The organism is Lysinibacillus sp. RC46, assembly GCF_041262385.1.
Taxonomy (GTDB): Bacteria; Bacillota; Bacilli; order Bacillales_A; family Planococcaceae; genus Lysinibacillus.
In genome coordinates, this window is sequence record NZ_JBGCCF010000004.1 from 108,546 (window position 1) to 120,577 (window position 12,032).

At 34.4% G+C, this 12,032-nt stretch carries 10 protein-coding genes and 1 pseudogene; 1 reads left to right on the plus strand and 10 read right to left on the minus strand.

The window, feature by feature from the left end:
- Positions 1-208 precede the first annotated feature (208 nt).
- The 4 genes and pseudogenes from ABH966_RS05360 to ABH966_RS05375 all read right to left on the minus strand — a co-directional run bounded on the left by ABH966_RS05360 (position 209) and on the right by ABH966_RS05375 (position 4,367).
- Positions 209-1,652 (minus strand): annotated as a pseudogene (locus tag ABH966_RS05360) (sodium:solute symporter family protein).
- Positions 1,653-1,656: 4 nt separating this feature from the next.
- Positions 1,657-1,863 (minus strand): DUF3311 domain-containing protein, encoded by a 207-nt coding sequence (locus ABH966_RS05365; protein WP_370076453.1) that lies wholly within the window; start codon positions 1,861-1,863, stop codon positions 1,657-1,659.
- A gap of 15 nt (positions 1,864-1,878) precedes the next feature.
- Positions 1,879-3,069, minus strand: coding sequence for an amidohydrolase (locus ABH966_RS05370; protein ID WP_370076673.1), 1,191 nt, complete (start codon positions 3,067-3,069; stop codon positions 1,879-1,881).
- 74 nt (positions 3,070-3,143) lie between these two features.
- A complete protein-coding gene (locus ABH966_RS05375) occupies positions 3,144-4,367 on the minus strand; it encodes a MalY/PatB family protein (protein ID WP_370076455.1) in 1,224 nt (407 codons plus the stop codon).
- A gap of 223 nt (positions 4,368-4,590) precedes the next feature.
- On the opposite strand from ABH966_RS05375, the gene ABH966_RS05380 reads away from it, so the two are divergent.
- Complete coding sequence (locus ABH966_RS05380) at positions 4,591-5,070, plus strand: MarR family winged helix-turn-helix transcriptional regulator (protein WP_370076457.1); 480 nt, start codon at positions 4,591-4,593, stop codon at positions 5,068-5,070.
- 125 nt (positions 5,071-5,195) lie between these two features.
- Here the strand turns inward: ABH966_RS05380 and ABH966_RS05385 are convergent, their stop codons facing one another.
- The 6 genes from ABH966_RS05385 to arcC form a co-directional block, all read right to left on the minus strand.
- Positions 5,196-6,140 (minus strand): alpha/beta hydrolase fold domain-containing protein, encoded by a 945-nt coding sequence (locus ABH966_RS05385; protein ID WP_370076459.1) that lies wholly within the window; start codon positions 6,138-6,140, stop codon positions 5,196-5,198.
- 552 nt (positions 6,141-6,692) lie between these two features.
- Positions 6,693-7,568 (minus strand): hypothetical protein, encoded by an 876-nt coding sequence (locus ABH966_RS05390; protein WP_370076461.1) that lies wholly within the window; start codon positions 7,566-7,568, stop codon positions 6,693-6,695.
- 144 nt (positions 7,569-7,712) lie between these two features.
- Positions 7,713-8,075, minus strand: a complete 363-nt coding sequence (locus ABH966_RS05395) for a DUF4259 domain-containing protein (protein ID WP_370076463.1) — start codon at positions 8,073-8,075, stop codon at positions 7,713-7,715.
- 432 nt (positions 8,076-8,507) lie between these two features.
- Positions 8,508-9,386 carry a phosphotransferase family protein gene (locus ABH966_RS05400; RefSeq protein WP_370076465.1) on the minus strand — a complete coding sequence of 293 codons (879 nt, stop codon included), beginning with the start codon at positions 9,384-9,386 and terminating at the stop codon, positions 8,508-8,510.
- Between the two features lie 118 nt (positions 9,387-9,504).
- Positions 9,505-10,119 (minus strand): hypothetical protein, encoded by a 615-nt coding sequence (locus tag ABH966_RS05405; protein WP_370076467.1) that lies wholly within the window; start codon positions 10,117-10,119, stop codon positions 9,505-9,507.
- A 978-nt stretch (positions 10,120-11,097) separates the two neighbouring features.
- Positions 11,098-12,030 carry a carbamate kinase gene (arcC, locus tag ABH966_RS05410; RefSeq protein WP_370076469.1) on the minus strand — a complete coding sequence of 311 codons (933 nt, stop codon included), beginning with the start codon at positions 12,028-12,030 and terminating at the stop codon, positions 11,098-11,100.
- Between the last annotated feature and the right edge of the window lie 2 nt (positions 12,031-12,032).

The following is a 12,032-nucleotide window of genomic DNA, read 5'->3' on the forward strand; positions in this document are numbered from 1 at the left end:
TTTCACTTGAATCTGTTGTGATTCTAAAATAGCCACAATATTCTTCATAACAATTGGTCAGAATAATAATTTCGTTCACAACGACTTCATTTGATGACGAATTAACAGGAATTTGACTAGAAAAATTAGTAAATCTCCTACTAAATTTTGAATCAATTGATATTTGCGTTTTTCGTAAAGTCTGAATATTGCGAAAATATAAATGATATTATGGAGTGTTTTCTACTGTTTTCTCATTTGTAATTCCATCATTTTTAACAGTTACTTTCCTTGTAAACGCACTAACAATTAAACTTACTAAAATATTAACAGTCAATGCAAGGAAACCAATGTTGATATCTTGTATGTAAGATGGCCAGCTTGGGAACAGCTTACTTAGATGAGCTCCTGTAGCTGCTTGCCAACCTAAAATTGAAACTCCGACAATTATCCCAACAGACACACCTTGTACAGTTAATGGATTTTTTACTTACAACTGCTGGTACTAAAAATAATAACGTAATTGCTCCACCACCGCTAAAAGTAAAGTACAGTGCAATTAATGCGATCACTGGAACTGAATAACGAGCAATGATAGCAATTTGTTGATCGCTAATTTGAGGACGAATTGGTTTTACAACATTTTTTGCAAATAATGTAGCTGCAGACATTAAAATCATTGAAACTGGAACAATTGCTAATAACCCTGCAGCTCCAATAAAGCCTACGATGACTGGATTAAATGTTTGTGTGGAGATTTTAAATAATGCTAAATCTACAGCGCCTCCTTCTAACTCTGGAATTTGTAAAATTGCAGCTGCTCCAGTAAATAGAATAAATAATAAAAATAACGCATAGATAGGAAGCATAATCGCATTTTTTCTTAAGGCATTACCACTTTTCGCTGAAAAAGTAGCGATAAATGTATGTGGCCACATATAAAACCCTAATGATGTTAACATGATTGTTGAAATATACCATGAGGCACTAAAACCTGAGTCTGGAAGCGTTAAAAAACCTGGTTTAACAGCTTCAATTGCCTCCCACATTGGTTGAATCCCGCCATAATAATGTATAGGTAAGTAGATACCAAGGAATAACACAACACCCAGAATAAGAATATCTTTAATAACAGCTGTCCAAGCCGAGCCATGAATTCCTGAAACCATGACATACGCAATCATAGCAATTGTGCCAATCCAAATTGTTAATTTCGGATCAATCGCTCCATACGAAGCTTCAGAAACGATAATGCCAAGACCTTTTAATTGAATGACTAAATAAGGAATTAAAGCTGCTAACCCTACAATAGCTACAAGTGTGCCGAGAATTTTACTATTATATGCCTTTTCAAAAAAATCAGATTGTGATAGTAGACTATGTTTCTTTCCATAAGCCCATATTTTAGGTGTCAACCAGTAAGCAATTACATAGTTTAACATCGCGATATTAAAAAATGCTGCGGCGCCCTTCCCGTACATCCAACCACTTACCCCTAAAAATGCATTAGTTGTATAAATTTCACCAGCCATTAATAAGAAGATGAAGATAGAACCAAATCCACGGCCTCCAACACTCCATTGTTCAAGGCTCATATCTTTACCTCTACTAGCCATAATGCCTAAAAATAAAGCAATACCTAAGAAAATTGCAATGATTCCAACTGAAATTATCATATTATTCCGTCTCCTCTTTTGCATTAGGATTTATACGATGAACGATAATCATTAACCCTGTTCCTAAAAAGATCCATAAAACCATCCAAAATAATAAAAATGGAAGACCTAGGACATATGGTTCGGCACTTTTGATAAAAGGAACTCCTAATGGCATTCCGAAATATGCAATGAACGAGAGCAAATAGCAGAGCCTTTTTTTTGTCATTTTTCTATCTCCTTTTTATTTATTAATTAATCGCTGAAACCCGTTATCAATAAATAGACTATTTATATCTCTTTTATCAGGAGTAAAATGAACTTGTTTTTCATTATCTAGAAAATCAATTGTGTATTGTACAGTAGCCGCCACTCCTAGTTTTAAAGCATCTTCATCTAAGTCAAAGTAAACATTATGGTGTTCGGCCCCAATCCCTTCTTCGAGGTTTTGTATTCCTACGAATGCAAACACACCTGGGAAGTATTTTTCATAAAACGCAAATGATTCTGATGCCATCCAAGCAGGGATTGACTGTAATGCATCTGTACCAATTGCATTTTTCATCGCATTGATCGCAATTTGTGCACAATCTTTTTGATTGTAGACAATTAAATACGATTCTTTAGGTTCAATAATAAATTCATAGGTGCAATTATGGAGGTCACAGACTTTTTCAAGGATTCTCTTAAATTCTTTTGCTACATGGGTTCCTTGGTTAAAATCTAAATATCTAGCTGTTCCTGAGAACTGTAAGCTTTCTGGAATTATATTTGCTGCGGAACCTGAATTAATCGTTCCAATTGAATAGGTAATTGTTTTAAAAGGGTCTAAAGTATTTAACCTCATTGCTCTTAAATTGTTATAAAAATCGGTAAAACAGTCTAATGGAGCAACTGACAAATCTGGTCTTGAACCATGTCCACTTTTTCCTTTTATTAAGACATCAAAAACAAAAGAAGCAGCCATTCTTGGACCTGGATCAACAGATATTTTCCCAGTCGGAAGATCATTTTTTAAATGGATACCCCAAATTCCATCTCCTCCGATTTCGTGTAATCGTTTACAGAGATTATAAATCCCACCACCCATTTCTTCGCCTTGTTCAAAAGCTAATAACACTCTTCCTTTAATTTTGTCTTGGTGTTGAGCCAAGATTTTCGCGACACCCAAAAGCATCGCTGTATGTCCATCATGCCCACAAGTATGAGCAGCTTGATCATACTCTGAAAATACTACTTTTTTCTTTTTTAAATTATTTTCCTCTTCCTTCATCGGCAGTGCATCTAAATCTGCCCTAAGAATTAAAGTTTTTCCCGGTTGTTTCCCTTGAATATAACCAATAATTCCACCATCTTGGACAATTTCGTAATGAATGCCCCATTTAGTTAACTCATCTGTAACTACTCTCATTGTCCGTACTTCCTGTAATCCAATCTCAGGGTGTCAAATTACATAGTCTTCTATTTCTTTTGCAGCTTTTAACGCATTAAGCTTAAATTCGATCGTTTTCATTTTATATACTCCCTTTCTGATTGATTATTGGATTCGATATCTTGGAATTCTAAAGCGATTCTTTCAAGTGCTTCTTTTATAAGTGGTCTTGGTGAAGGGATACAAATTCTTTGAAAGTCTTTACCTTCATTTCCAAACAAGTGACCATCTTCAAGTATGACATTGGCTTTGTTATAGATACGATCATGAATCTCTTGAGCTGAAAGGCCATATCCACTAAAGTCCATCCATAGCACATATGTTCCTTCAGGGATCCTAACTTTGACTGTAGGCATTTTTTTACCTATGAAATTTTTCACATACTCGATTGTGTCGTCAATATATTCTGTTATTTGCGCTAACCATTCTTCTCCTTCGTTATAGACAGCTATAAGGGCTGCAATTGTAAACGGTGATGGTAACTGCATTCCCATTGTGTCGCTAAAGATTTTCCTAATCTCAGGGTTTGAAATAATAACATTTGTACAGTGCAGACCCGCAACATTAAAGGTTTTATTAATGGCTGTACATGTGATGATATGATCCGAGCTGTTTGCAATTTTTGCGATGGGTATAAATTTTTGTTTTTTTCTAATGAGATCCCCATGAATTTCATCAGCTACAATAATTACATTATTATTCTCACAGATATCTGAAAGCGTTTTTAATTCCTCATAAGTTAAAACTCTACCAGTCGGATTGTGTGGACTGCAGAGAATGAACATTGTAGTATTTTCTTCTTTTGCTTTTGCTTCAAAATCCTCAAAATCAATTGTGTAATACCCTTCAGCATCACATTTCAATGCATTATTTCGAACAACTCTTCCATTTCCTTCTATCGCAGCTGTGAACGGCGGATAAACAGGACGTTGAATAATGATACCTTCACCATGTTTAGTTAATGCTTTTATAGCTATATCCAAGGCGTGTACAGTTCCAGGGCTATATACAATCTCTTCTCTTTTGATGGTCCAGTCATGTCTCTTTTTAAACCAATGCTGAATTGATTCAAAGTACTCATCTGGAAAAACAGAATATCCAAAAATACGATGATCAACTGTTTTATGTAGTGCATCTATCAATGGTTGCGGTACGGGTAAATCCATATCTGCAGTAAATAGCGGAATGGTCTCATAGTCATACCTTTCTGTATAACCAATTGTTTTAATTAAATCTTTACCATCCCACTTTAAGGAATAAGTATTTCTGCGATTAACTACTTCATCAAAATTATATTTCAATGCTTCTCCCCACCTCTTGTCGCATTCAACTTTCTACTTTATCGCAATTTTCGACACGTTTAGATTAAATTTTTCTCAGTTTAACACCTTAACTGTAAAATCGTCAACCTAAATTTCAGAATATTTACAAAATTAATTAGATTCAAAACGAAAGTTAAATATAGATTTTCTATATGTTAAAATTAAATTAAATTGGCTACCAATTATGGGGAGGAGATGCTTTGTGGATAAAGAGAAGATTTTTTATGAGCTAATGGAAACGATTTACGAGACATCTAGACTGATTAGTTCCTACGAAAATATTCCAAGAAAATATGGGACAGAAGATGAATTGTATATGATAGAAGTTCATACACTCAACTTAATTGGAGATCAAATAAAAACCACTACTTCTGAAATTGCAGAAATTAAAAATTGCACAAAAAGTGCTGTTTCTCAAATGGTTGATAAACTAATTAAAAAGGGTCTAGTAATTAAATATAGAAATCTGGACAATTATCGAGAATTCCATATTGAATTAACACCAAAAGGCAAAATAGTTTATGAATATCATAAAAATCTAGATTTAGAGGAATATCGGAGTCATTTGAAGAACCTCGAGCAATTTACAGCTGAAGATTTTCAAAAGTATATTACAGTCCTAAACTTAATCAATCAAAGGACTCAAAGCGTGCTTAATGACAAAAAATCAAAGGCGTATTAATTATCTTTACTACCCTACACTATTGGATAATATGGAAAAAAGGCGTGTCACGAACTTTGTGACACGCCTTTATGGTCATAGCAATTTTTAGAATCTCTTCCCCCTGATGGCCGCTTCATGTACAGTTAACTCTCCATTTCCTTCAACGAACAAATTATTTCAATAATTTTCTGTTGAGCATCTAGAGCTTCAGGGATTGGCATAACAACAAACACATGATTCATTTTAGGATAAACAAAGGTATTGATTTCAATTTCTTGTTCTGTTAGTTTTTCATCCAGTCTTATTGCATCTGGATATAAACATTCGTGTGTTCCAATAAAATGAGTAATCTTCCCAAGTCCTTTAAAATCACCGTAAATTGGACTAATTAATGAGTCTTTTAAATCTTTATCAGCTGCCCAAATCTTTGTAATGACTTCCATTCCTTCACTAGCTAACATCGGGTCCTTTTCTTCATATTCAGGTATATGAGGATTTTCAAAACTCATATCAACACATGCAGACAATAAAATAATATCTTTCGGTTGAGGTAAATGGTTCATTTTTAAAAGATGAGCCAGACCAAGTGATATATTTCCGCCTGCCGAATCTCCCATGATGGTTAATTGCTCGCAACTTTCGACCGTTTCAAGAATTTCTTTATAAAGGTTTAGGATTTTTGTGTAAGTATCTTTATGGTTAAAATGAGGTACTTTAGGATAAATAGGAGCAATGATTTTTGCATTTAAAGATTGCGCCATTTTATCCATGAACAACCAGTGGAGATTTAAAGGTTGATTTGTCCAAGCACCACCATGTATATATAAAATAACTTTTTGCTGTAGGGACTCTTGGTCATTTAGTGTGAAAACTTGCATGTCCTCGAATGCCCGCTCCTTAACATCACTTAAAAATTGAACATCATCCCCAATAACATAAGGTTTTCTATTTTCAGTTCCCATTTGATTAACAAACTGTTTGGTGTTTTCAATACAAGAAAAACTGTTTTTATTACTTTCGGAAGTTAACAATTTTTCAAATTGAACACTTTCTTCAGAACGTTCTCCGTTATAAATTTCTACACTCATTTTTTATTTTCTCTCCTTTAAACATTTTTATTGTTCATCTTGTTGTTTCATAACACGGTATGATTCGAAATAGCCATGTATCTCTTTATCAATAGTCTTTAACAAGTTGGATAGAATGTCTTAACTGAACGGAGGCGTTTAATATCTATACTACATCGGTTACAGTAAAACGGTTGAACTAGGCTTCAAGTTCAAAATAAAATATTTTAAATCCCCTTTTCCATCTCATAAAAAAAGTGAGCATGGGCCTCCATTTCAATAATTATAACAAATGTATTCCCTGAATTTTTCCATTCGACACCTGATAGCCATATTTCTTTTAGGCTGTTTTCTAAAAAAATATTGATGATATAACATAAAAACAGAGTTAATCTACAAAATGTGTAGAATCAACTCTGTTTTTTGTTTGATTTTTCATAAATCGAATAATTAACTAAAGCACCCCGTTCGTTTAAGTACAATTTTTCACAAACTTATTATCACTTTGTTAACTCAAATAAAAAAACGTGCTCCCTTCGCAGAAAGAAACACCCCTTTTCGTAAGAACTATATTTAATCAAACGTTCGGCATTGTTTTTCGCTTTCTTCTTGCGAAATATGTTTCTTTATATTTACGTTTGTCACTTGTAACCCTGTTAGGTTAGAGTCCCTTACAGAAAAAGTAAGTTTATCATAATCTCCTCCGTGGTGTCCTGAATAGTTTAAAGCACTGGCAAAAATGAGATGTCTCCTAGGATCTCCATTAATGGGTTCAATTTTGATTTTTGGACACATAAAAAATTCCGAATAAGATGGGCCCAAATGATATAAATAACGTGTAAACAGTGCTTCTTCAAGTAACTCTTCTTTAGTAGCTTCGTCCAATTCTTTTCTCCAGCCAACCATGAGCCAATCATAAAGAGATTGTGACTTTGATCGCACTTTTTTTCCGTTTCCCGAAACGATTAATTTCCCTTCTTTAGCCGTGCAGGTTTTGCGTTTATTGTCAACTACACATATATAAGCGGGTTCAATGGTGATCTCTTCATCATTTGCCATTTTTAACGTCAATTTATTGGATGGATTATCTAAAGATACCTCGATTGTTCCATTCACTCGGACAGAGTTATTAAGCCAGTAAACCACTTTTCTGAGTACACGTTCTTGAAAACCATCATTGATACTGAAAACACGCTGAAGTCCAGAATTATTTTCAACTTTAATGTTATGGACATCATTATGCTCTAATGAATGTTTCATCAATTGTTCCAAAAAAGGTTGATTGATATTCTTCTTTGTTTCAGTCATTTGGCTAGCTGAATTAATTAAATTAACATCAAAAAAATACTTATTAATAAAATCTTGGTTAGGTACTTCTTGCTTCGCAAAAACAACAGTAATATTTACGAGAAATAGGATACAAAAAAGGACGTAGAGTTTTTTCTTCAATAAAACCCACCTACCTTTTCTTTATAAGTATCTTTCCCGATTCTTCTTCAACTATCCTGCTCCGTTCGTTGAAGAAGGATCCAATCCACAACTCTTGAGTTGCGACACTTAAAGGCATAAAAAAAGACCGTCTATTGACAGTCCTTATAACTTATAATTAAGTAGTTTTTGTTTAAACTCACTCAATACTCTTTTCCGTTCTTCATAACCTTTTTGATCTGCTTCTTCCCAAAGTTCAAGATCTGCACCACGTTCGATTAAACCAATAGCATTGTTACAAACTTGTTCTTGAAGACATTTTCTATCTAGTTGTATTGCTGCTAAACCGATATATACTAAAGACATTACTTCCAGGTCATCTTCAATACTAAATTCATCCGAATATTCTTCTAAGATTATTTGAGTTGCTTCCTCAACGGTTTTTCCTTCTTCCAAATAATCAATAAAATCATCTCTCACATCACAAGTAGTATCATCATCAAATATCCCTTTTCCCCAAGTCCCCATTTAATCACCTCTTAGTTTTTTACTCTTAGCATTATTATGTAAGAGAATCGACTTAAGAAATCATTCAACTAATTACCCTTACATGAAAAAAACTTCTTCTACTTCTTTCAAATCCCTGTTAGCAAGCAAGCGATCCTAAATAAAGTGGCTCCAGAACAATACTGGAACCATTTTATAAGTTGATTAAGTTTATAAGGTATAGTTCAAATTAAAACAGATCCTACTGATAAAGAAAATGTAAAAAGACAATAAAGTTATTTAATTTTCGTATAAGGTACTTCACTATACTAAAAAATATAACAATAAAACAATAATAGTGGTTTGAAAATCTAGTTTTATTCAACAATAGCTCCCGATTGTTGAATAATGAAATATGAGAAAGAGCTTTATACATGGATCCTCAGTTATTGACGTTTGATAATTCTCTTTCAACTATCCCTCGTTCGTAAAAAAAACGTTTAAATATGCTAAATTCTCCTGTAAAAAAGTTTGATGCTTTTCGATACCTCTTCTTTTACACCAACCAATTGAATTAAACGCATCGATAAAGCGATAAAACGGTAAAACTTCTTGTAAATCAATAAGTGGACGAATGGACTCATAGCCTTTTTGATACGCATCCCTTGTTCCAGGATATTTCATGAAAATATCACGATTAATTTTTGTAAAGTCCATTTCGGTTGCGCCAATTCGGACACTTTCAAAATCAATGATGCCGGCTACTTGATTTTCATGAACTAAAATATTACCTGGTCGAAAATCCATATGTATAAAACTAGGTCCGTCTGGAGATGGAAGTAATTTCAGTTGACGGTCAAAATGCTTCAATGATTGTTCGTATAAACGAGGATCAATCACTTCTTTTACATCTTCTGCAAAGGAATAAAATTGTCGCTTAATAAACTCAGACCATTGACCATATACATTGGGAACGGAACTTTTGAAATCCTGCACATTTGGAACGATTGCATGCAGAATTCCGTGGTGTACTCCGATATCATAAGCTAAAGCTGTATCCACTTTCTCTGTAATCGGCACACCGTTAATTGCGGATAATAATAAAGCACCAGTGACATCCTCATTACCTTCCCAAAAGTCTAACATTTCTGGTACAGGTAGCTCATTGCGTAATCGTTTAAGTACAGTATACTCACGTTCAAGTTTTGCTTGGGAATAAGGAATTTTTATATATACCGTACGATGATCAATTAGCTTGATTTTATATACAGTCGAACTAAAAGACTGAGGAACGTTCTCGACTGCTAACACATTCAACTTAAATTTATCTATTACTTGTTGCAACATATCCATTCGAAAAAACCCCCATTTCTGTACCGTTTATCTTCTTCACAATCTCTAAAAATAATAACATATATATTCATTATTTTTGGAAGTCTTACTCCATCAAATGGCCCGATTACTGCTAATGTTAATTCTTTTCCTTATCAGTCCATAAAACTCTGTATAAAAATGCGAGCTCAACTTCTGCAATGCCGGTAGGTAATTCGCCATTTTCGCTTCCTACAGAACGCAGCTCATTTTTTGTAGTGCCTAGCCATGCCGCTAAATAAACAGGTTTGTTTTTCTTTAAAGTAACCTTTTCGCTTACTAAATTACTGAAAGAAGAAGTCGTCATGTTATTTGAATAATTCGTTGTAGCAAGCCCAGAAGGTATGCCAGATATCAATTTTAAGGGACGAACTTCATCGTTAAAGTCACTTATTCCAAACGAAATGAGAATATCTTTATAATTTTTTTCGGGGTTATCCCAGGTTTTTAGCAATTCTTCTTTAAACTTACCTTTTTCAAATACTTCCACTGAGATTTGCAAATCATCATCTTCAGCTAAAGTGCCATTTAGTTTAAAAAATTCAATATGCCCTACTCCTGATTTGCTAATAAGCAGACTTTCTTTTTCACTCATGTTATATGGTTCAATGGTTATTTTCGCATTTGAGGACGTTTTATCTTTTTCCACACCCGCACACCCTGTTAACAACAAGATAAGAATTACAAACGAGCAGTAGCGTTTAAAGCCTTGCATTTTTACTCCTCCAATCAATTTGTCATGTATTATTTCATATTACTCCTATGTTTAATGTATTACTTTATTATACTTTATTAAATGGTCCGATTGTTGGACACAAGTTAAACAGCACTCTAACTTACTGACTTCCCTATTTAGCTAGAATTCACCTTGATAGGAACATTTGTTCGAACCCCGAGAAATTAGCATTTTTCTTAAAAAATTTTAAAAAAGACAGCGAGCTTTGCATTCACGCTAAGATCATTTTTCGTGTTGATAGTGGACACTCACCCGTCATCCCAAGCTTCTATGAGATTTGTGTTCCTCAGGCATGTCTTTGCCTTCTGATTCCGCATCACCACAGGCCCATTGCTATCGGCTAACCACTACCACTGTCTTCCCGCTTCTGAACCTTCCACCCTATAATTCCTACGTATGCCGAGTGTACAATGAAAAAGAGACGAATTTCTTCGCCTCTTACCATCTTAATAAAGCTAACTATCCTTTTATATAAAGGTAGCCCTCGATTTGTTGTTTCAATGACACCCTAACTTCTTTTCTTGCACTATAAACCAAACAGGAAGGTCGTTTTATTTAAAAGTATACGATTGAAACCCTTGTATCATCATACGGCTAACGGATTCGGTTAGTTCTTCTAAAGTGCATTCAAATTTCCCTGCGAACCAGTCCTGGTATAAAGAAGCTAGTCCTCCTACAAAAAAGTGAACACGGAATAGTAACTCTTCACACGCTGCATTTGACTCAAATGAACCTTTATTGCTTAATATTTTCTCTATTAGTACGACTTTAGTTAAGAAGATAAAACTAAAGAATAATAAATATCAAATAAGCGCAAGAAATCAACGTTTCTAAAATTGATTTCTTGCGCTTTTTAAGGTGTTGTCCAGTTATTCTCTTTGTTCTGCAGCTAACAAGAACTTTTGTAAGCATTGAACTTACTCAAAGACGGTCCTTGAATCATACTTATAAATAAGCTTATTGTGTTATGCGTGTACCTGCTTTTCCTTCTAATGCAGCTACTGCTTGATCCAATGAACAAATAATTGCCTCTTTCCCTGATTTTGCAAATTCAATAGCTGCTTGCATTTTTGGTAGCATACTACCTGGTGGAAATTGTCCTTCTGCAACGTATTGTTCAGCTTCTTCTATTGTAATTTGGCTTAATTTCTGCTCATTTTCTTTCCCGAAATTGATATAGACATTTGGTACATCTGTTAACATCATGAAAACTTCCGCATTTACCTGTTGGGCAAGCTTTAATCCTGAACGGTCTTTATCAATCACCGCTTCAATACCCTGTAATTGACCAGTATCTTCACGATATACAGGGATACCACCACCACCGGATGAAATAACAATCGTATCATCGATTAAACGTTTAATTTCGTCTATACCATGAATCACTTGTGGTTCTGGTGAAGGTACAACTCGTCTGTATCCACGCCCTGCATCTTCTAACATTGTATAGCCTTGTGTTTCTAAACGTTTCGCTTCTTCTTCTGAAAAAAATACACCGATTGGTTTAGTCGGATTTTCAAATGCTTGATCCTCTTTATCGACTTCAACCATTGTTAACAATGTCACCACATTTGAAGTAATGCCTCGTTCATTAATATGGTTTTTTAAAGCTGTTTCCATCATATAACCAATGAACCCCTGTGATTCTGCGTTACAAACATGGATTGGTAGTGGTTCGACTACATTTTTAGCCGCTTCGTTTTGAGCAATAATATTTCCCACTTGCGGACCATTGCCGTGTGTAATGACGATTTTATGCCCCGCTTGTTTCATTTCAATCATATGGCGTGTAGCAGACACTACATTTTTGAATTGATTATCATAAGTTGCTTCTTGCTTTGGCTGTAAAATTGCGTTGCCGCCCAATGCAATAACTACGCTTTTCCCCATTT

What these genes read in the sequence shown, in the direction of transcription:
- ABH966_RS05405 (WP_370076467.1), bottom strand. Translation starts at nt 10,119, where the DNA reads ATGCAAGGCTTTAAACGCTACTGCTCGTTTGTAATTCTTATCTTGTTG.
- ABH966_RS05365 (WP_370076453.1), bottom strand. Translation starts at nt 1,863, where the DNA reads ATGACAAAAAAAAGGCTCTGCTATTTGCTCTCGTTCATTGCATATTTC.
- ABH966_RS05400 (WP_370076465.1), bottom strand. Translation starts at nt 9,386, where the DNA reads ATGGATATGTTGCAACAAGTAATAGATAAATTTAAGTTGAATGTGTTA.
- ABH966_RS05385 (WP_370076459.1), bottom strand. Translation starts at nt 6,140, where the DNA reads ATGAGTGTAGAAATTTATAACGGAGAACGTTCTGAAGAAAGTGTTCAA.
- ABH966_RS05395 (WP_370076463.1), bottom strand. Translation starts at nt 8,075, where the DNA reads ATGGGGACTTGGGGAAAAGGGATATTTGATGATGATACTACTTGTGAT.
- arcC (WP_370076469.1), bottom strand. Translation starts at nt 12,030, where the DNA reads ATGGGGAAAAGCGTAGTTATTGCATTGGGCGGCAACGCAATTTTACAG.